Annotated in this window: 19 protein-coding genes and 2 pseudogenes; 8 read left to right on the forward strand and 13 right to left on the reverse strand. The window is 41.1% G+C overall.

Features of this window, described 5'->3' with window-relative positions; translation table 11 throughout:
* The first annotated feature begins 11 nt into the window (after window positions 1-11).
* The 4 genes from AB4375_RS15970 to AB4375_RS15985 all read left to right on the forward strand — a co-directional run bounded on the left by AB4375_RS15970 (window position 12) and on the right by AB4375_RS15985 (window position 4,206).
* A complete protein-coding gene (locus AB4375_RS15970) occupies window positions 12-1,238 on the forward strand; it encodes a uroporphyrinogen-III C-methyltransferase (protein ID WP_017061006.1) in 1,227 nt (408 codons plus the stop codon).
* On the forward strand, window positions 1,238-2,419 hold the full coding sequence (locus tag AB4375_RS15975) for a heme biosynthesis protein HemY (RefSeq protein ID WP_372051988.1): 1,182 nt from the start codon (window positions 1,238-1,240) through the stop codon (window positions 2,417-2,419). Before AB4375_RS15970 ends, AB4375_RS15975 begins: the two co-directional genes overlap by 1 nt.
* Window positions 2,420-3,295: 876 nt before the next feature.
* Entirely contained in the window at window positions 3,296-3,676 is a 381-nt protein-coding gene (locus AB4375_RS15980; RefSeq protein ID WP_372051989.1) for a 2-dehydropantoate 2-reductase N-terminal domain-containing protein, read from the forward strand.
* Between the two features lie 107 nt (window positions 3,677-3,783).
* Window positions 3,784-4,206, forward strand: coding sequence for a ketopantoate reductase C-terminal domain-containing protein (locus AB4375_RS15985; protein ID WP_017068588.1), 423 nt, complete (start codon window positions 3,784-3,786; stop codon window positions 4,204-4,206).
* A gap of 65 nt (window positions 4,207-4,271) precedes the next feature.
* Here the strand turns inward: AB4375_RS15985 and AB4375_RS15990 are convergent, their stop codons facing one another.
* From AB4375_RS15990 to AB4375_RS16045, 12 genes and pseudogenes are all read right to left on the reverse strand, one after another.
* Window positions 4,272-5,048: a sugar ABC transporter substrate-binding protein gene (locus tag AB4375_RS15990; protein WP_372051990.1), complete on the reverse strand. Its 777-nt coding sequence runs from the start codon at window positions 5,046-5,048 to the stop codon at window positions 4,272-4,274.
* A 597-nt stretch (window positions 5,049-5,645) separates the two neighbouring features.
* Entirely contained in the window at window positions 5,646-6,668 is a 1,023-nt protein-coding gene (locus AB4375_RS15995; RefSeq protein ID WP_017068478.1) for a hypothetical protein, read from the reverse strand.
* Window positions 6,634-7,767 carry a cytochrome-c peroxidase gene (locus AB4375_RS16000; protein WP_240698623.1) on the reverse strand — a complete coding sequence of 378 codons (1,134 nt, stop codon included), beginning with the start codon at window positions 7,765-7,767 and terminating at the stop codon, window positions 6,634-6,636. The genes AB4375_RS15995 and AB4375_RS16000 overlap by 35 nt, the downstream gene beginning before the upstream one ends.
* Window positions 7,730-8,059: a hypothetical protein gene (locus AB4375_RS16005; protein WP_017068476.1), complete on the reverse strand. Its 330-nt coding sequence runs from the start codon at window positions 8,057-8,059 to the stop codon at window positions 7,730-7,732. Before AB4375_RS16005 ends, AB4375_RS16000 begins: the two co-directional genes overlap by 38 nt.
* Window positions 8,056-9,270 (reverse strand): hypothetical protein, encoded by a 1,215-nt coding sequence (locus AB4375_RS16010; protein ID WP_372051992.1) that lies wholly within the window; start codon window positions 9,268-9,270, stop codon window positions 8,056-8,058. Before AB4375_RS16010 ends, AB4375_RS16005 begins: the two co-directional genes overlap by 4 nt.
* A gap of 3 nt (window positions 9,271-9,273) precedes the next feature.
* Complete coding sequence (locus AB4375_RS16015) at window positions 9,274-9,726, reverse strand: TlpA disulfide reductase family protein (protein WP_017068474.1); 453 nt, start codon at window positions 9,724-9,726, stop codon at window positions 9,274-9,276.
* 33 nt (window positions 9,727-9,759) lie between these two features.
* On the reverse strand, window positions 9,760-11,211 hold the full coding sequence (gene gbpA, locus AB4375_RS16020; protein ID WP_029235571.1) for an N-acetylglucosamine-binding protein GbpA: 1,452 nt from the start codon (window positions 11,209-11,211) through the stop codon (window positions 9,760-9,762).
* Window positions 11,212-11,589: 378 nt separating this feature from the next.
* The gene (locus AB4375_RS16025) at window positions 11,590-12,618 is read right to left on the reverse strand and encodes a hypothetical protein (protein ID WP_372051994.1); all 1,029 of its coding nucleotides are present in this window, start codon (window positions 12,616-12,618) and stop codon (window positions 11,590-11,592) included.
* Window positions 12,602-13,306: a hypothetical protein gene (locus tag AB4375_RS16030; RefSeq protein ID WP_017071810.1), complete on the reverse strand. Its 705-nt coding sequence runs from the start codon at window positions 13,304-13,306 to the stop codon at window positions 12,602-12,604. The genes AB4375_RS16025 and AB4375_RS16030 overlap by 17 nt, the downstream gene beginning before the upstream one ends.
* Window positions 13,293-15,983, reverse strand: coding sequence for a TcfC E-set like domain-containing protein (locus AB4375_RS16035; RefSeq protein ID WP_017071811.1), 2,691 nt, complete (start codon window positions 15,981-15,983; stop codon window positions 13,293-13,295). The genes AB4375_RS16030 and AB4375_RS16035 overlap by 14 nt, the downstream gene beginning before the upstream one ends.
* Window positions 15,984-16,006: 23 nt before the next feature.
* Window positions 16,007-16,504, reverse strand: a complete 498-nt coding sequence (locus AB4375_RS16040; protein WP_017068469.1) for a hypothetical protein — start codon at window positions 16,502-16,504, stop codon at window positions 16,007-16,009.
* Between the two features lie 536 nt (window positions 16,505-17,040).
* Window positions 17,041-18,064: pseudogene (locus AB4375_RS16045) on the reverse strand (ISAs1 family transposase).
* A 652-nt stretch (window positions 18,065-18,716) separates the two neighbouring features.
* Between AB4375_RS16045 and AB4375_RS16050 the strand changes: the two are divergent.
* The 4 genes from AB4375_RS16050 (at window position 18,717) to AB4375_RS16065 (ending at window position 25,123) form a co-directional block, all read left to right on the forward strand.
* Window positions 18,717-19,478, forward strand: a complete 762-nt coding sequence (locus tag AB4375_RS16050) for a winged helix-turn-helix domain-containing protein (RefSeq protein ID WP_017071813.1) — start codon at window positions 18,717-18,719, stop codon at window positions 19,476-19,478.
* Window positions 19,479-20,437: 959 nt separating this feature from the next.
* Complete coding sequence (locus AB4375_RS16055) at window positions 20,438-23,242, forward strand: Ig-like domain-containing protein (protein ID WP_372051996.1); 2,805 nt, start codon at window positions 20,438-20,440, stop codon at window positions 23,240-23,242.
* Between the two features lie 337 nt (window positions 23,243-23,579).
* Window positions 23,580-24,347 (forward strand): reverse transcriptase domain-containing protein, encoded by a 768-nt coding sequence (locus tag AB4375_RS16060; RefSeq protein WP_139151726.1) that lies wholly within the window; start codon window positions 23,580-23,582, stop codon window positions 24,345-24,347.
* A 275-nt stretch (window positions 24,348-24,622) separates the two neighbouring features.
* Entirely contained in the window at window positions 24,623-25,123 is a 501-nt protein-coding gene (locus AB4375_RS16065; RefSeq protein ID WP_017070337.1) for a hypothetical protein, read from the forward strand.
* 317 nt (window positions 25,124-25,440) lie between these two features.
* On the opposite strand, the pseudogene AB4375_RS16070 reads toward AB4375_RS16065, so the two are convergent.
* Window positions 25,441-25,629: pseudogene (locus AB4375_RS16070) on the reverse strand (IS3 family transposase); the annotation flags it as partial.
* Between the last annotated feature and the right edge of the window lie 4 nt (window positions 25,630-25,633).

Here is a 25,633-nt window from a genome sequence, read left to right on the forward strand (position 1 = left end):
AGGAAATAAGCATGACAAGCAAAAAAAATAATGAGCATATTGAACCTGAAAAGAAACAAGATACTCAGCCAGTAGTTGTTGAAAACGAAAAAGCTGACTCTACAGAGACAAAACAACCTGAACAGAAGCTTGATGCCTCTGCTTCAAATACCGCTAAAAATGAGCAGCCTCAAGCTGAGCATAAAGAGCAAATAGAGAAAGCAGAAAAGCAAGGTAAGCGCGGTGTCAAACTAGGCGCTATTGCGATCGCTATTTCAATTATCTTCAGTGGCGGTATCGCATTTCAAATGCAGCAAAAGAGCGCGGAGTACTCGGCTCAAATCGCTGCTCTTCAAGCGCAACTTCAAAATACCCAATCTGCAGTAAATAAAGACCTACAAACCATCAAGCAAGAGACTATCCAAGAAGCCTCACACGCGGTGGAGAAAACTCAGGTCGTACAGTCTCAACAGCAGAAGAGCATTCAAAGCCTGCAGTTAGCAGTCGCTGACGTGAAAGGTCGCCGCCCGAATGACTGGTTACTTGCCGAAGCCGATTACCTTGTGAAACTAGCAGGGCGTAAACTGTTCCTAGAGCATGATGCCGTTAGCGCAACCAAGTTAATGGAAAGCGCCGATCAACGTATCGCAGCACTGAATGACCCGAGCTTAGTGTCACTGCGTCAATCAATGACCAATGACATTACCAAGCTTCGCACTATTCCTCTGATCGACCGTGACGGCTTAGTTCTGCGTATCACAAGCTTGCAACAGCAAGTCGATACACTGCCGCTTGCCAATGCGATTCTTCCGGAAGCTGCGGTTGTTGAGAAAAAAGCGGTATCGCAAGATATTAATGATTGGCAGAACAACCTGATGACGTCGATGAAAGACTTCTCAGAAAACTTCATCACATTCCGCAGTCGTGATGGCGAAGTTATCCCTCTACTATCACCAGAACAGCACTTCTACCTGCGTGAAAACATCAAAGGTAAATTAGAAACCGCGATTCGCGCCGTCTACAAAGAACAAGGTGAACTCTATAGCGCAGCTCTTAATACCGCTAGCGAGTGGTCGAAAGCTTATCTAAATCAAGATAACAACTCAGTGATTGAATTTGAGAAAGCGATTAAACAGCTAAGTGAACAGAACATCTCTGTGAAATACCCTGTAAAGCTTGAGTCTCAAAATGAGTTGTCAGATGTGATACGTGAGCGCCTACGTCGTGAAGTCACCGTTATGACCACGGAGGAAAAATAATGATTCGTTGGATTTTTCTTTTTCTCGTTCTAGGTGCTGGGTTAATTGTTGGTACTCAGTTCTCTGGTCAACAAGGCTACGTTCTGATCTCAATTGCGAATAAGACCATTGAGATGAGCGTGACAACACTGGTTATCTTCGTCATCGCTCTTCTAGCGGCTCTATTCGGCTTAGAGTACCTATTTAAAAAGCTTATGTACGCGAGCTCGACAACTTGGAATTGGTTCAGTGTTCGTAAATTGAAACGCTCTCGTCGTTATACCAATGAAGGCATCATCAAGCTGCTTGAAGGTGACTGGAAAGGCGCTGAGAAGAAGGTAACACGTTGGGCTAACCATCACGACATGCCTCTACTTTGTTATTTAGTCGCTTCTCAAGCGGCGCACGAACAAGGTAATACGAGTGAGCGTGATAAGTACATCGAGCTTGCTAGCCAACAGGACGACTCTCTACTGGCGGTTGAGCTAACTAAAGCTAAACAGCAAATCAGCGAGTCAAACTACGAAGCTGCATTCGATACACTTTCTACCCTAAAAGGCACATACCCTAATAACACTGCTGTACTTGGCCTGTTAAAAGCCACTTACTTGCAACTGAAGTTATGGCAGCCATTGCTAGAGTTAACGCCTAAATTAGTTAAGAACAAACTTCTAACAGCTGATGAGCAACGTGAATTAGAACAGAAAGCACAATGTGGATTACTTCATGATGTAGCTCAACAACAAGGTAGCGAAGGTTTAATCAGCCATTGGAACAAGCTTTCAAGAAAGCAGAAACAAAGTTCGCACCTTGTATCTTGCTTTGTGAAGCAACTGATCGCTCGCAAAGCTGACTCAGAAGCGTTCACAGTGATCAAAGAGAACATTGCGAAGAGTGGTTCAAATGAGCTCTACATGCTTTTACCTGAGCTTAACCTGGCCGATCACCACCCAATAGTAGTGATGTTAGAACGTGCTATCAGTAAGGATGATAGCAATGCTGAAGCGCATAGCGCATTAGCTCAATTCTACCTCAGAGAACAGAAATGGGCGAAAGCACAAAACCATTTTGAAAAGGCATTGGCACTTCGCTCAAACGTATCAGATTACGGATACCTATCCGACGCGTTAGAAAAACAGAACTTAACGAAAGCAGCTCACGAGGTTTCTCGTAAAGCGCTCGCTCTAGTTCAACCCGCTTAATTCAAAGTGACTCAAACTAAGCCGATGTCTAACATCGGCTTTTTTGTATCTGTTACTTATCCCTAGATAACTTCTACAATACCTATAAACCAAACGCCTCGAACCCTACCCATCCAATGCTACCAAACCAACTAATCATGAAATTGCTCAATCGGGCCTCTCAAACAGACGGAGAACGACTTTAATTATGTCTGTACGTAGTTTTACCATTCTTATAAACAAGTCCTTATAAGAGGTTCGAGAGGAGTCATAGAGAAAAGTGACACCTAGAAGCTCAAGAGTAAATGGAGATCACCTTGAGAGAAGGCGTTTAAAGATATTTACCCGCAGACAGATGCCCACTTAAAGTCACGCTGAATTAACAATTAAATAGCCATCAACGTTCCAACTATAAACCGTTATAACCGGGGAGTTCACGTAACTGCCTGTAGATTAATCTATTAAGTAGAGGGAGATAGCAAGAGTTACCGACCAACAAAACCTTGTTATTAGAAACGAGGCATCTTTATCAGCCAGTTCAAATTAGTAGGAGATAGAGCTCTCAAGACGCTCAGGAAAAGTTAATCAACGAACCAATAGCCACTAGCATTACGTATCCTAATTGTGTTGTTAAAATTCAGCGGCACACAAGTTTAAGAAACACCTATTAACATTTGTCAATCAGACGTTAATTTGCCTTCATTAACGAGTTAAGATCTCATAAAAGAAACCCAAAATATTTGATCGAAAAATACGCCAAATATATAAGAGAACAAAACATCCAAGAACGTAATCATTTCATGTGGTTATTGATACTTACTTTATTAAAACCAAGCTGTTAGCAAAGACTCTTAAGCAATGTAGAATGCTGCTATCGATTCAAGCAAGGAGTGTGGAATGATGAAAGTGAGTATTGTTGGTTTAGGCAGTCTTGGAGGATTTCTCGCCGCTCGACTGTCTTCTTTTCCCGATATTCAAATCCAATGGGTCTATAGAAAGAGTTCCATCAGGCAAGACGAACAGGTGTTACTCACCTATCCGGAAACCGATGAGCCACTAATCGGTCAAGCACACGCCACCAGCTACGGGTTAGAACAGGTGACAGGTGATGTCGTGTTTATCGCAACCAAGGCGCACGATAACAGGGCCTATTCGAGCAAGCCAAAGCCTGGACAAACAAAACGATCGTTTTACTCCAAAATGGCATTGGGAAAGATGAAAAACTCGCTCAAGCACTCGATTCAAGTAACGCTATCATCAGTGCAATCACTCATTTAAAAGCCAGTTACACCACCGCCCCTTATCAGGTCACTTTGCACAATCAGTTACTGGACTGTGTTTACGCCGTTCATAAAGGCCAAGCGAATCCTTATCTGGATTCCATATTGAGCCATGCTTTTGATGAGGTAAAACGTGAAACCAGCACTTACCATGCGAGACTGCCCAAACTTATGATCAGCTTTGCAGCTAACGCCGCTTCGTTTCTCTACGATTCAGATATGCGTGGCCTAGCTACAAATACTAAATGCCGAGAGTTGATGTTAGAAGTGGAACAAGAATTTCTAACACTATTTGACGCTTTATCTATTCCGCATCCCAAACTCACCATTTCTGAGCTGCTCTCTTTACTGGACGCACCAAGTTACGAAGGGGCTTACTTTAGTATGAAAGAGGACTTCGACAGTGAAAAACAAGTTGAGTTTGAAGCCATTTTCCAAGCTACACGAAGCTTAGCCGCCCTTCACCACGTGTCGTTCACTCGTGGTAATCAAGTTTGTCACACGCTGGAGAACCTGCTGAGGAAGTAGAATGACGTGAAGCGCTATCGCACTAGGTGCGTAGCGCTTAAAGTGCTCATTTTGAAAAATGATTTCTAGATGCTGAGATCTTCAAGCAAATCCGATTTAGTGTGTAATCTAGCTGGCAGTTGAATGTGAGGTAAGTCAGGAGATAAACGTTCAGTTTTTATGGAAACTAAATGTGCAACTCGCTGAGCGATGCCATCTAAATCTTGAGCTGATGTAGCAATAAGTGAGCGTGAAGATTTTAGTAATGCAAGTGTGCCTTTAGTTCCATCGACTCCGGCCACTTTAATTCTTTCTGAATAGCCTAGCTTGTCTATCATTTTAGTGATAACCAGAGTAGGTCTATCCCAAGCTGACCAAACACCAGAGATCTGTTCACCTTTATCAGATTTTATAACGTCAGCTAACTTCTTTTTTAAGATTTGATGGCCTAAACTATTATCATAATCTAGCGTTTGGGACACCTCGATGTGACTGTGAGTTGCAAACTCAAATCTTGCTACTAATTCACGCTCGTAAATCATAGGGTGCGCATTCGAACCTATTATTACTATCTCACCTTTAGTTTCAGCTGCCAAATAAGCGGCACTTTCTCGAGCCATTGATGCATTATTACTACTTACGCTTGCAGTAAGATAAGGACAATCCATAGAGTCCATACCAATAATAGGAATGCCTTGGTCACTAGCCATATCCAAATATATTTCAATTGGTCTAATGTCATTCATGACGACAATCGCAGTTGGTATTAATTTTGACATTAGGAGTTCACCAAACTCTATGGGGTGTCGAGTCACTTTCATATTCCAACCGTAGTTTTGTGATAAAAATGCTAGCTTTTTCACAAGTATTGCCTTAGACGAATCTCCTACCCAAGGCGAGTGAACTAACAAGTTTACTTTTTGTTGAGGAATACTACTTTTGAAAATTCGCTTTAATTTTTTTATCATAATAAAGTGAGTGAAAAGTTCTTCTAAATTATGAATACCGTATATTTTTTCATATAAGTTAACCAGTCTTTAAAACTAATTAATCTTTAACACACCAACCAGAAGTTAAAGGCTAAAAACGAAAAACTTGATTAATTTGACTAGGTAATTTCATGCGCAAAGGAGATTTTGATTCAGAGGATAAACGCCACCTGTTCTGATAACTTCCTCGAACCTCCTTGTAACATATCGGACAACAATGATGCTTGGCTGCAAAATGAGCTTTAGGAGTCTGGGTAAACCGGTACTGGTGGACAGGACAAATAATGGTTACTGCTGTCCTGCTGTTCACATATTCTACCAAGGAGTAATCATAGCGTTCTCCCCAGCGTTGAATAGCTTTCTGAATGAACTTTTCTTTAGTATCTTTGGTTATAGGCATGAGTTTGAAATTCTTTTGAACATTGAATCAAATTACGGTGCAGTCACCAAGCATCCATGCTCAGTATTCTGTCAGGCATGACTTACCGTTACTTTTTCCACTAACGCTTTTGGTCGGTTGTATAACTCAAGCAGCAATACAAATGCAGCAGCGAAAATGGGTAAATGCCCTTCAATTTCATGGGCACCATGGATAAATGATGTAGTTATGAATGCAAACGCTAACATCACCATCACGAGACGGTTAGCAAAGCCAAAAGCTAGCAGCAGCCCAAGCAGCAACTCACATAAACCGATAAAGTACACAAAGTGGAGATCCGAAATCACGCTCAAACCAATGCTTGGGAAGAAATTATAAAATGGGAACATTTCAATAAATACAAGAGCCAAACCTGGATAAGCTAGCTTCTCTGTGTATGCCAAAATAGCCAACTGCAAACCAATTCCAATTCGTAGTATGATCAGTGCGATTTTCCACATGTTCTCACTATCCAAATTCAAAGCTTCAACCAGCCTTTGGTCGTTCTTCGAGATGTAGTGTCCAGTTAACAACATAAACATACCTACAGCGATAAACTCAAACAGGTAGTTGACAGTAATAACTGCGGGAATATTTACACCCATAAAAACCGTTGTCAGGAGAATAAAAAATCCCGAAAGCGAAATACTAATACAAGCAGATAGCACTATTAAACCTTGTAAAATCACTCCAGCTGTTATCCATTCACTTGGTAAATTAATATTAGGTGCTATGAAGCCCCCTCTGATAACCAGTAATAAAAAAAACAGCACAGTCAGGCCAGAGAATACCCCTGAATATAGAGCTCTACTGCCATTGACTGGTTTTGCAATAAGCCAGTTAACAGCACCTAATCTGTCACTATTATGGGAGACAAGAACACCAAGTAATGCACAACTGCACACCAATAAAGTAATACTGTAATACACCCAATCCCATGCAAAGGAGACCTGTTTCATCTCCTCAGGGGCAACAAACCATTGGACATGCGCGAATGATGTCGAAGGCAGTATTAAAAGTAGTAACGTAAACCATTTATATTTATTTGGGATTCGATGGGGGGATATATTCATCATTTAGGGCCTGCAAAAATAAAATTAATTGTTTTCTTTGATGAGGCAATAGCCTCAGCGGCGTCACATCTGTATGCACTAAAGGATATTCGTAAGGGTTAATGTAAAAATCGATAACCTCTTCCAAACTTTTGAATCGACCATCGTGCATAAAAGATGGACTACCTGCTAAATTTCGAAGTGATGGAACCTTAAATGCTCCTTTTAAATCTGAGCCTTCAAACCTCGCGTATTGAGCGTGACCACAATGTTCTGGATCCTGCCAATTTTGACACTGGTAGATGGAATCCTGATACTTCTTTCCACCGGCAATGCGATCATGTTGTTCGTCTCGCCCAGTTCCGATGGCGAAAAAGCCTCCATTAGTGAATCGCGGCCCGCTATGGCAGTCAATACACCCCGTTTTTTCAGAATCGAAAAACAAGCGCATTCCAGCAAGTTCGTCACTCGTAAGCACATCACTATTTTGTTCCACCTTAATCAAATGTCTATAAACATACTCATCAAAACGAGTCCAATAGTGATTTATTGTAGAGACATAGGATTCAATTACTTTCCCCACTTCAACTGCTTGTTGCTCTGAGTATTCACTTTGCCCACATTGAGTTAGCACTGAGGCGTATTGTTGCCCGTATGTATCACAAACATATTTAACCGCCTCTAGAGTGGATAAATCATGGTCTTTTGTTATTGCTTCTAAAGCCTGAGCCCATAACGAATCAGCTCTTCCATCCCAAAAATACCAGTCTTGCTCAGCAACCCCGCGAAGGCTCAATGCACGGATTGGCGACCCGTTAACTTGTTCTGATAGGTTATCCACATCCTGAAAATTGTGTTCAGGCACATGACAAGATGCACAACTTATATCTTTACCCCTGCTCAGACCTAGGTCATGAAACAACCGTTCACCAAGTTTGGCTTGCAATGAAAGCCCCTCTTTCCTCTCGGCACGATAATGAACATCTAGCATCGTTCGCTTTAGCAACGTTTCCTCGTAGGGTGTAATAGGCTCTGAAATGACTTCAGGAGAGGAGCTCAACCATGTACCAATAACAAGTGCGGAACTAACGAACATCAAAAGACAGAATACGAACCGTTTCATTGTCTCGACTAATCTGTATTTTCCATTTCCCTGGCATATTAAACATTAAACCCTTCACTACACATTGCTGTTCGCCCGTGCCACTAACCACTGGGTTAGTGGGTAGACCGTGATTGTGACCCAACATATAACCAGAAACTTTTAGGTTCTCACAGTCGGTATCGGGCTTTTCAAATTTAAAGGCGTATATAGTATTGGTAGCCATACTTTGTGCTTCGTTTTTAGCAAACACGTCAAAAGAGTAAAACAAGCACATAGCCCCTATAGACAGCACGATAACAAGCATATTCATGGTTTCAGTCTCACCCTATTTTGAGCTCCGCGAGAGTAATCCAATTGCGCGGTATAGACAGTATCTTTGTTCCACGACACTATGACTTGGCCATCGTGAATACCAAGGCTAGGAAAACCTGTTTTCCGATCTAGACTGAGTATATCAAGGGTGTCGGAATCTATGCGATTGCCATCCAAATGGTATCGGTCTACTTTAAGTTCAGCTTTACCACCGTTTACCGCTAAGTAACTAACAATCACATGACCATCATGTTGTACGGTATCGACACGGCCAATCGTTTGTTCAGATACTGTGATACTTTTTCCAAACGTTTTGCCATTGTCCAGAGACACCGCGAGCTTAACTTGCGGCTGTTCATTAGGCGCAGTAAACCACACCAATGCTACATTCTTGCCCGATGCTGCGAGCGAGGGTCCATTGACAGGACACCCGGCTATGCTCCAACTATCTTTAGGGACACTTTCTGAGTGCAACCACTTCCCGCCGACTAGGCGTTGAACACGGATATCTCGGATTTCGTCATCACTGCGATCTCGATAAGCGACAATGATCCCTTCTTCCGTTGTCGCCGCAGCTGTAGTACAACAATCGCAAACGCGTTCATCCACCAACCATTCTTGGTTTATTTTTCCACCTTTGAACATAGCAGCTCTCAGTGTCATTGCTCCGCTATGTCCATGATGGTTGCGCTGATCATCGCCATGTTCAGTTGGTGATTTGGTGTTACGACCGTCTAACCACGTAATGAACGTCTCTAAGCCGCTTTGCTGCATAGAAACGAAGCCATGTTCGGCATCTACACCGTCACGGTGCGGGGTAAAAGGCTGGGCCCAGCTTTCCCCACTATCTTCTGAATAAGTGACACGAACTCGATAATCGTATTTACCTGAGTTGGTTTTCTCCAACCAGTGAGCGCGAACTTTATCCCCATCAACAAGTACACTTGGGTAATCCGCCCAATTATTGAACCAGTTACTGCCACTCAAAACCGTTGTCGGCACATTCCATTCATTTCCTTCAAGTAGAGAGTATTTTAAAGTCGCGACAGAACCTTCAACCTCGACCCAAGACAACACAGTTTGTTGGCCGTTCGAGTATAGACGAGACATAGCCGCTCCCTCTTCAGCTGGCGTAGCAACTAGACTAACCTCTGTGGCAAAGCTGGTATTAGGTAATATACAGGCAAGGCTAAGTAGAAATTTCTTCATAGTCTAGAGCCTCTTATCGCGAAATTTTAGCGCGTGCATAATATCGGTATAACTCTGTGCACCGTAAAGGGACTGAACGACTTGCCCCTGAGACATTATGTATGTGGTTGGCAATACAGGAGGTAGTCGTGTATCGTGCTTACCTTGTTTGTACACTGGGTACTCAATGCCCAGATTTTTGATGACTTTTTGCGTGTACTGATCGCTATCTTGGTCAAAGTTTATACCTGCTACACTCACACCTTGTTGACTAAGTTTGTTTAGAATTTTTGCTTCTTTACGGCAAGGTTTACACCACTCAGCGAAATAGGAAACGACGTTAATTTCATTATCATGTTCACTATTAATAAAAGGCGAGGCTTTTACCATAACTGGTGATAGCACCAAAAAAAGAGTTAGATACTGGGCATATTTCATAATTTTGAGTTTCAAATGCGAAGAAAAGAAAGCGGCCATTTAAGCCGCTTTTATTAGATGGCTATAGACTAATCAGTCTAATTTTTTCCACTGCTGAGCGACCCAAGCAGGATCCGCAGCAACACCTGGCTGGAATCCATCAGTGTTACAATGCGCAGCCCAAGCACCGAAACATTCGTACACACCTTCATTCTCAAACTTAACGACATCACCAGCAACATAGCGACCAAAGCCATCTGGGTATACGTAGTTAACATCTCCCGCGGGTTCAACCAAATTGAAGTCCAGCGTTTCTTGGCCGACTAGCTTACCCTCACTGTTTCTGGTTTTTACTACCAACATATGATGACCTGGCTCAGACTTAGAAAGTTCAAGCTGAGGATTTACAGACTCCCCATCTTTCACTGCATCTTCCCAATGGGCTAAAGTATCACGGTTGTGGTTGTACGCCGTAATCTCGACTTGTGCATCACCCTGAGAAGCCAATGCCAAATCAAGAACCGTTGGTGTATCGTCAATCAAATATTCATTATCCAGTCCTGAAACCTCAGTCTTAATTTCGGATTCTGGGACATCAATGTCGTAACCAATTTCAACACTAACTAAGCCTTGGTCTTTATTTACATACACTGGGTTAGCGCCATAAGCTGGAACAAGCTCTCCTTCAACTAGAGCACCCGCTTTAATGTATCTCTTACTGCCGTCTTGCTCTTGGTTCACTTTCTTAGCAAGTTCGTGAGCCCAATTACTTTTCTTGCCGTTTTGCTCGCTAGTAATTTCGATGCGCGTGCTCAATGCTGGATTTTCACCATTTGTTTCAAAAACTCGTGTATAAACTGCGTCTCCAACGTTAAGATCCATAGTTGGTATAATTTGACCAGCCCTTTCCCAATCGGGTAGCTGTGGACCGTTGTCTTCAAACTCAACATCCATCACGTTATAGAATGAAGCTGGCGTATCTGATACATCCCAAACAGCAAGAATTACCTGATAGCCATCTCTATCTGGAACAGAACATTCGTGTGCGGTAGATGCACCTGCTGCTGGGAGTTCGCCATTACCTTGTACTTCACAGAACGGAATAAGATCGAACGAGTCGCGTGTTAACGGGCTATTAACATCCCAATCTTGCTTAGTGATGTAGTACTTCCAGCTTGCCGTTGGGTGTGGCGCAGTGTAAGTCCACTCAAACTGTTGACTGCCAGATTGAATGGGTTGCTTAACCCAACGTTGGGCCGTCTGTTCATTTAAGTTTAAAAACCTTGCCATACCAGCATTGGCGATTTTTCCATCAGCAGGGCCAACTTCAGGAAAACCATCTGGTCCTTCTACACTTTGCGGCTCCCATTCCACACCATCACAGTTCGTGTTGATCGTTAGACCCTCCGATTGAGAGGAGCCACATAGAGCAGCTCGGCCAATAAGGCCATCTTCAGAAAGTGATACATAACCGTGTGCCAATGCTCCTCCACTAAGGGTGGACAACATAACTGCAATTACGCTTTTTTTAAATTCCAATTTCATAAGTTTTAAGTTTTAAGTTTTAAGTTTTAAGTTTTAAGCACTACAAATGGTTTTTACAATAAGACATTCCTTTATCGCTATAACCGTGAAAATCCTAGTGCTTAGCTTCAGTGCACAAAGACTGCAACGTCACTATTGCTTCGAAAGATAAGAATGAACACTATTTAAAACTTAATAAAAACATCAATTACCTAATGTTAAATAAGACAATAACCTAAAACTCGAATCGAATGGGATTAAAATAGACAAAATTAGAGAAACAAACAGCAGAAATAGGAAATAAAAAGGCCCTCTGCCCGATATAAAGCAGAGAGCCTTAAAATTGATTTATTTATTGTTTAAAATTTAAAGGTTGATAAATATTATAAATATCAACCTTTACTGTAATGGCATCTCTACCAAGAAGTAGAAGCTGTTACTATACACTCCATCCTCTATACTATCTTCGGAGTAGCTGAATATCAGATCAAAGCTATGTGAGGAATGGTTAACTTGGGTTTCAATATCAAAAGTTCTTGCTTGCCTTACTGCATCCGAAGCTATGATTTGAGTCTTATTATTACTTGAGAGTTCAACATTCAAAGGGATGAGATTTTTACCACTTACCAAATTAAACATAACTTGAGGGACATATAGACTCAATTTCGGTCCCATATTCCCATTGGCCGTCACCGTTAAAGTTTCTTCTGCAAAGATAGATCCTGAGCCATCAGTTTGGGGGGTGAGATCCAAAGTAGCAGCAGATAGGTCAATACTCTGAATAAAGTTAGGCATGTTAGAAATAACAACTTTTTGCATTATAGCTATATCTCGGTATCCGGTAGGATCACTGTTGTTATTAAAACCGTATGTATAAGAAATCGGAATATAGCCAACATACACACCAGCTGGTTTATCATTAAATGCACCTATTATGTTGGAAAAACTAACAATTGGCTTAATATAACTGAATGGCTGCATAGAGCTAGAAAGAGATATTTTATCCTCACCATAACATCGAGAGACACCGTTGCTGGAGATTACCTCGTAAGCCAAACCATTAGAATCACTATAAGCACACGAACGAGCATCAGGGTTGTTTTGAACGCTAGCAGGCGAATATGAATAAGTAAATGAGCCTCCGACTTTGTCTATTGTTAAATACACAGAGTCGCTTGTGCCAGTGTGCTTCAGTATTATCTGACTTGGATAGGATTTTACACCAGCCTTCCACTCCGTCGCATACTCTATGTGCCCCATAGGCTCATTCCCTTCCGAAATCACGTAATCGTTCTTTTCTTCACCATCGGTCCATTTGATAGTTTTTCCTTCAATAGTTCCGGCGATCATAGTATCAGCTGTTGCATTGCAAGCAATAACAGAGCTAAGGATAACTAATTGCGAAATTGACTTATAACTCAGCTTCATATTCAAATGACCCATCATTACTTGAAAATTCAACATATACGTTATTGATATCCATTTCTTCTGGAAGTGAAATATTCGTTTTTCTACCTGGAAGAATATAGTCCACACCACCACAGTCATCCTTACTAGAACAAATTTTAGCCTCTAAGAACTTATTTGATTTATTAGATATCTCAATCTTGTCTTTTACTTTGCTTACTTCCGGGTACCCTTGCGGCTCGTTGCTTGTTTCAAAGATCGAAAGGATGCCGTAACCATAGTTAATAGCTACAGTATTCTGGATAGTATTTACAGAAGTAGGAGAAAATCGAACTTTAAACACTTTATCTGATGCAAGTTCACGGTCAGGATGGATACGATAAGCCGTTACGGTCCTAACCTCACCTGGCCTAAGAATAAACTTAGCTTCCGATAGCGTAAGATCCCAATCATCAAAATTTTCAGAAGAGTACTCTTTCTCTACTTTCTCACCAGTTTTATCAACATGTATTTCAAATATTTTCGTTGATATAAATAGATCTTCATCTTTATTGTTAGTTAAAACATAGTCGATTTTTTCTCCTCTATCAGAGTATTCAACTAAAGATTCAATATCTAGTGAATGAGACGGGTTAGAATAAACTAGAGTGACTATTGCAGTAATAAAATAACGACAAATTCCAAGTCGAAAAATATTAGTTTTGAGCATAGATTTCATCCTTTTCATTAATTCTTTTATAAACATTCCTCAAAGAAATAATCATTTCTTCATTATTTTTTGTAAATTGAGAAATTTTGTATCGATCTGCTAAACTTTTAGGAATATATGCAACTTCGACATTATCACCCATTTTGTGGAACAAAACATGCTTGCCGAAAGTACGCTCCATATTACGTTTTATTTCCACATTATCCTCGAATATGACGGATAGCATAATATATTCACCCTTACCCAATACAAATTCGGATAGTGGCTCAACTTCAGGAAAGCACGAGCTACTTGCAACGGCAGAAGACAGGTCTGTTTCTACTGAACAAAGCACATGGTTATTGCTTAACAGTGTATGCTTGCCTGCGTACTTGACGTTATAGATTCCGGGTGCTATTTCGTTTGCGTCATAGCATGAATCAGTCAAGCATTGGGCAGACTCCACTACCTCATTTCCTTCTATAGACAACCTAACCATATTGCTTGAAACGCTCACTAAATGCGGCTGCACGTGAACGACTGATCCTGGTAATGAAAAATGGTCGGTCATAAGCAATGATTCCTCTGCAAGTATATAACTAGTATTGTTTGGCATAAATTGATGTGAATAACCCTTGTAGGATTCAAGCCCAACTAAAAAATCATTTTGACCGATTCGGATATAGTTATTACTTCGATCTTCTGTACTTACCCTAGCCGTTCCAAGAACATCATTGGATAGCATGGCCTCACTACTGACCACTTTAGGCGTCTCAATAAGGTAACTTTTATTGCTATCCGCCGTAAAAAAGATACCTTCTGTAGATATTACTTGCGTATTGTTAATGAACGTACTTGCATTAAGTCTCTCAGAATCAAGTTCACCTCGATAATCTATATCGAAGACATCATTCTTATATGAGTCTACGACAAAAAGCTCACTCTCTGTTTTAGCGTCTTTTTCTATTGTAGTGCGAACCCCTGCACTATCAATAGATTCACCGGAGTATTGAATCTCATTTCGGCTGATAAAGTCCGCCGCTTTACCGCTGTTATAAGAGTAGAACTCTATGTTTCGACTTAAAGGAATCGATAACCTAATAGATGCTGAATATTCATCTTCTTTTGAAGTCGTCACACTTTGTTTATCGTAGCCTGCCCCCAAATTGACCTCCCAACCATTAGTAAAGCGGTAGCCAATTTCGCTATCTGCACTGAATGTTTCATAGTCGGTGCTACGAGCCTCGTTTATAGAAAGATTAAACGTTGTTCTCTCGCCAAGTTGAGTGAAGTAGCCTAAGGATAATAGACTCTCGCTTTGGCTACCATTCATTAATCTGGATAATGGATAGTGACCAGAAAACCCATCAGTGTGATTAATATCACTATAGCTCAAGTTAAATGGCCCAAAACTTACACCTGAAGACAATTGATAGGCCATATCGTCATACACTTTAACAGACCCAACGACGTTAAATATGTCGTTAATGACTTCGCCCCCTATTCCTAACCCATAGTCAAGGTTATCGGCTAGTAGCGCGTAAAAGCCGAGCCTAGCACTATCCAGTACTGGAAGAACGAACTCGGACTCGAGTATGCCAGTATCTTGTTGAAAATCTGATAACGTTTCAGGCGACACGACATTGTCAAGATAACTAGGAAGAGCCCTATCCTGCCTATCTATAAATGAGTATCTCAGACTATAATTCGAATGCGTTCTACTCGTATTTAAGTTATAAATTTGAGTATTGTACGTTGAAACCACTTCATTTCGTTCACTAATCTCAATGGTTACTTCATAGATACCATTGGGTAAACCTGAATAAGGGACTTTAGTAAATCCTGAACTGACATTTTTGGAAGCGATCAGACGATCACCTTTATACATCCGCATAACTCCATTCACAGGGGAAAATACATTAAGCACCTGGCCATTATCACCTTTATCAATGTTCAGGTTCTCAGACGTCACTACCCCAAGGGAGTATACTTCACCGTTTGGGTTGCTTGAGGGGAATAGCCCAAAAGAGGAGTACGTTCTTGCGCCATCTTTGGCGTAGTCAGCGACGAAAGCATAACCCGGTCTATCTAAAGTGTAGGTTAAGTTGGAAAACTCTGACTGCTCTGAAATCTCGTATTTTGCATTAAAGTAGCCATAGTGAACTCCTAACGTGGCATCACCATATAGTGAAGAGTCAGTGTTACTTTCAGAATCATATGACGCATCCAGACTAACTGAATTAATCAACGCATTGTTATCTAAAATACCATCATCATATTCTTGTTGGGTTACTTCCTTAATTAAACCATCGGGGTGTACAAATACCTTTGCCTGTTTAGTCGGATAATCGAACACCAACGCAATATCTTCTGGCATAAACGCGCATTGCTCGTAGCTTTTGCCTACGCAATATTCACTGTATGTTACGCCATCATTGAGGTAAGCAACTAGCTTATCAATGTATTCTGGCTTGACCTTACCACCTAGAAATTTACGTAATTGACCAGTCCCCTTTTGAGATACTTTATATCGTTCAAAACTCATCAAAGCAGAAACAGTCGTCTCAGAGCCGTTAAAATTGACAGCCGTATTGACTTGTTTCTCAATATAAAAAGACTTAAAACCTTCTGGTATAACAGCAAACGATGAGAACGAAAATAATAGTCCTGCTGCTGAGGCAATATATATATACTTCATATTTAACTACGCTAACAATCCACTCAGGGAATATAAATAGATGCGGTAACTTCAACTTTAATGTTGATAACTTGAGCTGCCCGCAAAACTTGATTTTCGGCTTCAACGCTTAGTGACAATTTTGATACATTATCGATAGAATCCTGCTTGACGCCATCTATATAGATATCAATTAGGCCGGGATCGAGATTAGTACTATCGAGTAAATAGCTACTTACCTTAACGTCCCAATCTGATGAGACTTCATTGCCATTTATCGATGATATTGACTCTAAAACTACTGCCTCAAGTGTCCTAATCTGATTAGTTCCTGCATCGCCTTTAACCTCAATCGAATCCGGAATTGGAGCTCCATCTTCACCTGTAATAATGGGTGGAAAAGTTGAAGGTTTAACCGTTGAAGACACCTGTACCTGAAACCCCTCCGAACTCCTGCTGAAGGAAGAGGCTTTCGCATTAATCGTGGCTGCGCAGCACGCAGCCGAAACAATCATAAAGAGGGCCACTTTACCGACATTCATTTGTAATCACCTTTAACGGAGTGTTGCTGTAGCTATTATTTAGCTTTACTCGCATGTAAAGCGGGATAAGCTTCAGTCTTTTATAGAACGACGCCAATATATAGATATTGTCGCCCCATAAAAAATAATTAAACTTTAATGATTAATAAAACAATGCAAGTGACTGATTTTTACCTATTTAACAGAAATGGATTATCTTCTTCAGAAAAAGCTCAATTACTGCGAAAACCAGTTATTAAAAGAAAGCACCCAATCACATATTAAAAGTAAATTCATCTACTGGTATTTTGAATGAAAATTAGCAACAGTTTTGCTATTGATTAAGAAGTCATTGGAGCCAAGTGAGGGGGTTTCTACCAACTCTCGGTTAGAGTTTTTTGAAAGAAGTGAGTCGTAAACCATTCATTCTAAGCTTATAAAGGTTCTAGCATACTTTGATTTATTGATTGATTTATTTATTGATTTATTGATTTATAACCCAAAGAATACTTGTGCTCTGTAAGCGTCACACCAACCCGATTTTTTAGTTTTTGTCTTTAGCTCGGAGCGCCGCACTCACATTGTTTGAGCGTGTTCATCACAAAACGTCTAAATAAAGCAATATTTTCCACCGCACCCTCTAAACAGATTCGTGAACTGTCTTCTTTAAAAACAACATCTAAAGCATAGTGTTGGCTGTTTTCGATTCGCCAGTGTTGACGGATATAATGACCAAGTAGCTTGTGATTGGGTGAAAGAGATCTGATATAATACGAGGTATCTACAGTGCCTTTTCCATTGATTGTACGGTGACTTTCTACGGCAATAATACTGCGTATTGTTGTCCACTTTTCCGCGAGTTCCTGGGGAAGCTTTGCTTTGAGTTGAAACACAATTTGTTCTTCTTTTCTCCCATGCAGAGTTTGCGTTACTTCCGTCACCACTTTTTCTTTCTTCGCGTCAAAAACGGTTTGAAATTGGGAGACAACGACATCTCTCAACTTAGGTTGGTTCTTCTTTACTTGGATAACAACATGGGCGTTTTTCGCAGCTATTTTTTCTAATGTCTTACACTGACAATGTAATGCATCAATGGTGATAATGCTGCCCTTAACGTTAATAATATCAAGCATCTGCCTTACAATATTAATTTCGTCATTATTTGTTTCTGTCGGTTTCTGGCTGAGAACAAGACCACGCTCTGTATCGTAGGCATAGTGCCGTTTTGGGGTTAGAGCGATAAGAGCAGCGAAGCACTTTTCCATCGAAAGTGATAACGGGTTTACTCTGATTTTCTCTTTGCTCATTAATCCACAATGCGAGAGCTTCGAGTAAAGACTCGGCGACAACGGAACGTAATATTCTTGCGACTGTGTGCCGACGAGGGGTACCGTGAGCAAATGGTCGATATTTTCTAAGCCATTCCAGTTTATGTTCACCATATCTTTCAATATCTTGCCAGCCCTCGCTGCCAGCAGTTATGTCGCTAATGACAAGGAAAATAATGTCAACTAAATCATGATTTTGGTTGATGGATGACTGCGTATCTTCGACAATCGAAAGGTGTTCTATGAGGCTCAAAGTTGATACCGATTTGTGGGTTTGAGCCTATTAGATCATAGTTGCTCACAAAGTGCGATCCCGCCCTGATAAAGGAAATACTCTAGAGAGTGATAAAAGCTTCTTTATGGTGCGCTTTGAGTGACCGTTTTACCGTACCTAGCGTTATTAGCCGTTTGTTGAATACCGTGGTGTATACAAATGTTAAAATTCTGATTTTTTTGTTTACCTTTATATTTTTACTAATTGTGTGAACGGTTTACTGGGGTTGTTCCTTGTATTACTTTTGTGGGCTTGATTGAATAAAGGTTTATTTATCAGTTGTTTATGTTTTTTTATTATCATTAAATATTAAGTGTTTGATGTTGATATGGTATGTGGTAGAAACTTGCGGAAATAGCATTTTCGATTAGAATTAAATGAAGAAACTATTGCCCTTTTAATGGGTAAGTGTATGTTAAGTCGAATAAATCAAATCAACTTTTATGCTTATCTAATGGGTTGCATATTGATTAATTATGTTTTTAATGTAGTTGCCTTTATTATGAGTTTTTTAAATGAGTTTTTAAATTCGCGTATTTCGCGTATATGGTGGGGCTGATTAAGCCGGTAGTTGATTAATCTGAGGTTTAAATATGCTAATTTATATCTATAGTTTTAGTAATGAGTATTTATGAAAAAGATTGATCAACCTAGGAACGATACAATGATCTTGATAAATCGTTGCTTTGTAGTCGATTTAAACAAAAGTCTAGTAAAAGACCTGCACACTAATCATGTGTCAAGTATTGGCTTGAATGAAACGGAGTTACTCAACTACTTTCTGGCTCATCCTAACGAACTCCTTTCCAAGCAGCAAATTATAGATAATATTTGGACTAAGAGAGGAGTTGTAGTCGAAGAGAGCAGTTTGATGAACGCGCTCTCTTGTTGCCGTAAGGCGTTCGGTGATAAAAGCGGTGACGTCATCAAAACGGAGCGAGGTAAGGGCTATCGCTTTGTAGCTGTGGTTGACGCTTATTCCACTGAGCAGACACTAAAAGAAGAAACTGAGCAGAAAGACGAGAGTGATATTAAACCTGAACCCTTGAGGGAAGAAAACACTGAGAAAACCATTTCAAACTCAAAATATTTTGATGTCTCTTCGTTGTTCAGCGGTCAATGGATAATGAAATATGCATTTAGTGGAATATTGTGTTTTTTGTTAGGTTACTATGGTAGTGCTGCTGCTAAAGCATATAGAGGGCCAAAAAACGCAGAAGATTACTCTTATCGAATCTATGACTCTTGTGTATATAAAACCAAGAAAGGCGATGTAAGAATTGACCTTGGCTCCGCCCATGTTATCAGTACCGGAGGACTTTCCATCGCAATAAATGATAACCTTGAGTCTGTTAGCTTTCCTTCGGAGATTGTTGGGAGGTTCTGTGAATAGATTAATTGTGTGCGTTATTTCGATATCTACATTAGTAACAGGGTGGCTTATACATACTTTCAAGTCTGAGCAAATCAATGGGAGCTACAAGTCAAACACTATGTCGCACATAGCAATTAATAATGATCGCGAGTGCTTGTTACTGAAATTAAGGACTGAGCTAGAACTATATAGTAATGATACATACGAACTAAATGTATTTACTCGATGTAAGAGTGGTTCTTTTACTAAAGGCGATTTTAAGTTCGAAGATAGTAAGTTGTCTTTTTATGAGAAAGAGCATCACTCAACCAAGCCAAGTGATCGTGAGTTACCTTTTTGGGAAGAAGTCGTCATCGGGCCAGGTGTCATGGGGAGAGAAAATATGACTGTGATTCCGCTTGAAAGATCGAATGGAGGCTTTTTACTTTTTACTCAGCGGGCCGCGTATCTATATGAGCGCGTAGACTGACTGTATATTACGTAAAGCTGGCGCTCATCCTAGCTTTTGTGATTTTCAGCCCAAAACCACCTACTTCAGTAGGTGGTTATCATACGCTTCGCCATCGCCTGTAAAATTACTCATGCTAAATGCATCTTTGATTTTTCCAGATGTCATCAAGGTCAGATACTGTTTTAATTGACTTAGCAGCTTCACTATCAAAAGCTTCAGTGCTTTCTATCCATACGGTCATCTTTAAGGATTAAGTCTAAACAGTTACACAGAATTTAGGGTACACCCCGCCCTCTTTAGAAGATGGTAATTTACGAGGGTAGGCCCTGAGTTGTTGTCGCGTGACTCAAATTTACTCATGTCTAATTCTGCTTATTCTTGTTGCTACATTTTTAACTGACTGTATTTGTTATATTTATCTTTATTACTATCTTAATAATTATTTAATTAATAACAATATTGCCCATTGTATTGTATTTTCCAGCGTCGAGAAAATGTTACTAAGCAAAAAGAGGCAAACAGTTTTATGACTAAAAGTACAGTCCCAAAATCGACAAAGGCGCTCCTTTCCGCTGCTTTGTTAATTCTAGGTGGTTGTAATTCTGGGGACGGAGAGCAAAGCACTAACAATGAACAACTCCCTGAAGAGCAGGCTTACGTTAACGCCAGTGCTGCGTATCTATCCACTCCTATTGGAGAGTCGTCAGAAATTGACTTAACAGCATATGTCGATTCATCAGCTCCCACGACTATCCTAGACGTTGCTCCACTCACTGACTTAGATGAATGCGCCACCGCCGTTTCTTCATACGACGGGCTGTTGATCTACACAGATTTTAGTCAAGCTATTGGGTGCAGCTACGCATACACAGTGAGTAGTGGGGAAATTACAAGTAGTAATACAATTCAAGTTAACGCCAGCTCAAGCATAGCCGGGGTTCCGCCTTTTTTCGAAACGATTCACGTTAATGGCAGCCTGGGCGGTCAAGATATAACCATAAATTTGGAAGAGGAAATTGGCAAACATGGAACTTTTGGGAGCATACTGTCGTTGGAGATGGCTTCCGATGTAACCCAAAATAACACTATTGCTAGTGTGGGAATTGATGAGAATGAAATTACTATTGTACCCGGAACAAGTTCAGGCGTCGGTATCGTTCATTATAGTCTTAGAGGGTCATCTCAGAACAACAACGAAATCGTTATATCAGGGGAAATACGCGTGGCCATCTCTGTAGGAAGTAATAACCCCCCAACAGCCAGCGATGACTCTATAGGTGCTGAGGTTTATCAGGAGTTTACTTACAAACCGACAGTCACAGAAATCGATGGAGATAGTTGGTATATTTCTGAAGTCAATAGCGACCCTTATACCGAAGTGTCTGTAAGTGCTATGCAGGAGATAAGTTACAAGGTTACCCACCCCACGAGTCATGGTGTTATAACCTATACAGTTACGGATGGACAAGGTGGATATGATACAGCAACGCTTACGATCGCCCCACAATCTAAAGTTAAACCTTATTCTTTCAGCAAGAATGGCGTGGACTATATATTGATGCCTCCTCCTTTACTTTCGCAACACATAGAGGCAGGATTTAATAACAATGAAAAAACCCTAGGGGACGACAACTATATATTTGGCGCGTTTGTGGAATATACACCCGACGAAGCATACGCCTATTGTGAAGCCATTTACCCCGGCACTACAATGTTGACGGCAGATAACGGCGACATGGCATTAGTCCAAGAGCAGATACAAAACTCATATCTTGATCACGAGCATCTCGGTTGGGAATGGGCCGATAGTTATGCCGCTGTTTCTAAGACCAGCACAAACAAGCCATTGTACTTGAACGTATCAGATGGCACCACAACAAGCAACTATAATCCCAGGCCAGCATTATGCGTAAAGAGATATGTCGACTTACCTCCAGTTATCACAACACCAAGTAGAATAACGCAAGACATCTACAAGCCGTTCGAGATTTCACTGACCGTAGACAACGACAACGGGCAAACCTCGAAAGTAGTGGATGCTATATACCCGAAGTCGTTCCAGGAAGGCGCATTGTCTGGTAACGATGTAAGTGGCGTAGTAGGTTACGAAGCAGGCGATCATGAGATAATGATACTAGTGGCGGACGAAGCCGGTAATACGTCATGGGTAACGCAAGAAGTCACGCTGACGCGACCAGACGACTACGAATTGACAACAGATATATACCTGCACCCGACGCTAACCGAATATGAAGCAAAAGAAAAAGGGTACAACTTTAGCGAAGCGCCCGTAGCACAGAATGGTGTTGCATACGCAGTCATACCTAGCACCGAAGCGAAACACTATTGTAACAGCCTTGGACTTTCTATTCTCGACCTCAAAAGTTATGAGAGTTGGGAAGATCAAACCCAGAACTCACTGGCAACATACGAAATGAACCATTATACCTTCTTGTGGGACGGATACACATACATAAAAGAAATTAGGAATGACACATCAGAAATTGCATATGGAGACGGTCAGAGCACAGTCACGTGCAGTGGTACACCAGATTGGCACATAGATGTGTCAACAAACCCACAGGCAACACCCGGTATACCGGAAAACATCAGCGTTACAGCCTTAGGAGAAAACGGGTTCTCGTACGACGTAACACAAAAAGGAGCCCTTAGTTGTAGTCCCAATTGCGACATAAGCGGCAATACAATCACATACAAAGCGCCCGGACAACATAGAGTCACATGGGACGGATTCGAGCAAAGAGCTGAAACCGTCGTCGACGTACTACCAAGACCAGATAGCATCTATGACGTAGTTGTAAAGATGTCCACCGTAGCATGGGTGGAACCACACACCGGGTCGGGAGGCAGCAATTACCTCAGCGTCTGGGCGGGATACGGGCAACAAGATAGTCAAGTAGAGTATTCTATTAAAATGTCACGTAACGATTATGATACTTGGAGCGAGGGCGTAGAAGAAGGATACAACACAAATATAGACCTAAAGACGAAAGCGCGATTCTATGATAGCGTCTTTAAATACGCGCATTTTGGCGATTTCATCATCACACCCTACACAAGCTGGACATGTGATCAGAGCACGTGTACGACCGGGCCAGTCGACGGAAACCCTAGCAATGTAAACGTTGGCAACCATTCACACGACACGCGGAACGATGGTGGTTATTACTTCGTGCTAGGAAGCGAAGGAAACACCACAGATACTTACGTGACATTCGGAAAATATTGGCGGGATTACCCGAAAGACGATTGGCACACGGACACGTTCGAACAGTCTCACACGATCGACCTGGGTAAACAGAACCCATAAACCTAAACGTCATATTTTTAGGCACTCACATAAAAACATATGCTGCTCATAAAGCCGAGTTTGGTCACCTTACCAAGCCCGGCTTTTTTTGTGAAATCATTAAACCTAATCAAATGGCTTAACTCAATTGAACGAGAACAATGTAGTCCGGTATTTCCTTAGTGATAACAACCTAGACAGGGCAAGGCAATGGTTAGCAACGTCGCGCAAACACCATCCAGCCAACTCAGATGTATGGGCATTTCTTCATCGATATGATGAAAACAAACAACATTTCCTCCACATATTCAGTAGCGGCAGATTCTCATTGTGCTCAATGCAAGTGCGCCGGACAAAGTTGGGTGATGTAGCAGTTTGGGGTGCGCGGGATGCATGGGTCCTTCGGGCTTTAACGGAAGCGCTCAAGGCACATAACTTCTTACCAATAAGCGAGAGTGTGATTCACGTACCACTAGGAGCAACAGGGTTAACGAACGTTATGGAACAAATAGGAACTCAAGCTCAGCAACATAGTTTTTTCTGTCGAACGGATATTCAAGGTTGTTACCAGAATCTTAATAAATTTAAATTGGTTGAATGGCTACATAAGCAAGACTTGACTAAGTCTATAAAACGTTTAATTACTCAGTTCTTGTTCTACCAAGTCGAGAGCGGGGGAATTTACATCAACGACCCAAGAGGAATCCCCAGGTCTTGCGGTTTATCAAGCTATATCCTTGCCGCTATCTTTTATGAACTAGACGAGTCGTTAAACAGACTAGCCGGCGTTATTTACTATCGTTATATGGATGATTTTCTTATCTTGGCCGAGAGTCGTTGGAAGTTAAAGAAGGCTATAAAATTGCTGAAAATTGAAATGGCTAGATGGGAGCTCACTTTGCATCCAGACAAAACAGCCATTGGGAGGGTAGGGAAAGGATTTGACTGGCTGGGTGTTAAATTTGATGGCAACCAATGGTCTGGGCCAAGTAAGCGTAGCTTGGATAAATCAAACGAAAAACTGCGGTTGTTGAGCAGTGTTTATGGAGTGGATTCGGAAAGGGTCAAGAAATTCAAGCAGGGCAGAGCCAGATGGGTGAAATGGGTAAGTAAATTAAATAGATAAAAAAACTACTGAAACGCATAAAGACGTTAATCAATTATCGGCACTGCATCGGATAAAACAAGATAACGATACATAATATGAGCAAGCACGGATACAGGAAGTAAGCGAGTAACAAAATAACGTTAGTAAAGTTTAATGAGGTGAAAAAACGAAATTTAATAATATTATAGCAGCGTCATGAAATCACAGAGGTACCCCTGAGGAAGTAATATGTCTAACGGGGGAACCGAAGTTATTTGTAAAGTAAGAGTAAACTAAAAAAAAAGGATATCGATATGTTCAAAAAAGCTAACGTCATTGCCGCAGCGATTGCGGTATTAAGTGTCAATGCATATGCACAAGACGGAAACGCACTACTGCATTTCACTGGTCAAGTGTACGGCGGAGGTAGTACGGGAGACCTAACTGTGAATAATGCCGTCAATGGCACAATAGCAGGCGAAGCAACAGCATCTCTAGTAGAAACAGATACTGCAGGTACGGTGGATCTAGTGAGTGACTTAACAGATGTACACACTATTAAAGTCACTGTAACGAGAGCGGATATATCAGTAAATAATACGCTGGATGGAGCAGCTACAGTAACCGTGGATTTAGTGATGGACGGAGAAGTACAATCAGATGTGGGTTTGAACTCAGAGGTCAATTTCGCAGTACAACCAAGCGTGCTAGAGACGTTAAGCATTAGCCCAGAATGGGCAATGTCGAGTCCATTAAGCGTAACAGAGCAACTGGCAGGGCAAGTCGAGTTGACTTTTACAGTGGACGCAGCGTAGTCTACAAAATGTAAGAAAAGCAAAAGGCAAAAAACAGTACTCATAAGTTGCCCTCGCTTATCTCAGCCTTTCCAGCACTATGCTGTCGCTCATAAAGCCGAAAGACATTAAGTAAAATATGCAAAGAGCTGAGCCAGTAAGCTTAACCTAGCATCTTTTACAATAAGAAGTCATACGGTATATATACTGTATGACTTTTTTATTTAAACATGTTCTCTAGCTTAGGCTAACGTGTACTAATTCAGACCTGATCTGACAGTTACCCACTTTTAGACTCGGTGTCTGTCAGATTATATCTGGGTTAGGTTCTTTTCAGCTCAGATTGATTTCCCATCCACTAATGTCTCTATTGGCGTTCGGCCACAGCACACTTTTCCTTGATGAGTACGATGATTGTTGTAGTAGTCCATCCATTCGTCCAGATCTTTCTGTAACTCTTCCATTGAACCATACAGTTTCTTTCTGAATGTCACTTGGTAGAACTCATTTAATACCAATCCGGAAAATTAA

It is taken from the genome of Vibrio sp. 10N.261.51.C6, from assembly GCF_041471785.1.
Taxonomy (GTDB): Bacteria; Pseudomonadota; Gammaproteobacteria; order Enterobacterales; family Vibrionaceae; genus Vibrio; species Vibrio crassostreae_C.

What these genes read in the sequence shown, in the direction of transcription:
- AB4375_RS15975 (WP_372051988.1), top strand. Translation starts at nt 1,238, where the DNA reads ATGATTCGTTGGATTTTTCTTTTTCTCGTTCTAGGTGCTGGGTTAATT.
- AB4375_RS16035 (WP_017071811.1), bottom strand. Translation starts at nt 15,983, where the DNA reads ATGAAGTATATATATATTGCCTCAGCAGCAGGACTATTATTTTCGTTC.
- AB4375_RS16050 (WP_017071813.1), top strand. Translation starts at nt 18,717, where the DNA reads ATGAAAAAGATTGATCAACCTAGGAACGATACAATGATCTTGATAAAT.
- AB4375_RS16065 (WP_017070337.1), top strand. Translation starts at nt 24,623, where the DNA reads ATGTTCAAAAAAGCTAACGTCATTGCCGCAGCGATTGCGGTATTAAGT.
- AB4375_RS16030 (WP_017071810.1), bottom strand. Translation starts at nt 13,306, where the DNA reads ATGCTCAAAACTAATATTTTTCGACTTGGAATTTGTCGTTATTTTATT.
- AB4375_RS15980 (WP_372051989.1), top strand. Translation starts at nt 3,296, where the DNA reads ATGATGAAAGTGAGTATTGTTGGTTTAGGCAGTCTTGGAGGATTTCTC.
- AB4375_RS16000 (WP_240698623.1), bottom strand. Translation starts at nt 7,767, where the DNA reads ATGAAACGGTTCGTATTCTGTCTTTTGATGTTCGTTAGTTCCGCACTT.
- AB4375_RS16005 (WP_017068476.1), bottom strand. Translation starts at nt 8,059, where the DNA reads ATGAATATGCTTGTTATCGTGCTGTCTATAGGGGCTATGTGCTTGTTT.
- AB4375_RS16015 (WP_017068474.1), bottom strand. Translation starts at nt 9,726, where the DNA reads ATGGCCGCTTTCTTTTCTTCGCATTTGAAACTCAAAATTATGAAATAT.
- gbpA (WP_029235571.1), bottom strand. Translation starts at nt 11,211, where the DNA reads ATGAAATTGGAATTTAAAAAAAGCGTAATTGCAGTTATGTTGTCCACC.
- AB4375_RS15995 (WP_017068478.1), bottom strand. Translation starts at nt 6,668, where the DNA reads ATGATGAATATATCCCCCCATCGAATCCCAAATAAATATAAATGGTTT.
- AB4375_RS16010 (WP_372051992.1), bottom strand. Translation starts at nt 9,270, where the DNA reads ATGAAGAAATTTCTACTTAGCCTTGCCTGTATATTACCTAATACCAGC.
- AB4375_RS16055 (WP_372051996.1), top strand. Translation starts at nt 20,438, where the DNA reads ATGACTAAAAGTACAGTCCCAAAATCGACAAAGGCGCTCCTTTCCGCT.
- AB4375_RS15970 (WP_017061006.1), top strand. Translation starts at nt 12, where the DNA reads ATGACAAGCAAAAAAAATAATGAGCATATTGAACCTGAAAAGAAACAA.
- AB4375_RS16040 (WP_017068469.1), bottom strand. Translation starts at nt 16,504, where the DNA reads ATGAATGTCGGTAAAGTGGCCCTCTTTATGATTGTTTCGGCTGCGTGC.
- AB4375_RS16025 (WP_372051994.1), bottom strand. Translation starts at nt 12,618, where the DNA reads ATGAAGCTGAGTTATAAGTCAATTTCGCAATTAGTTATCCTTAGCTCT.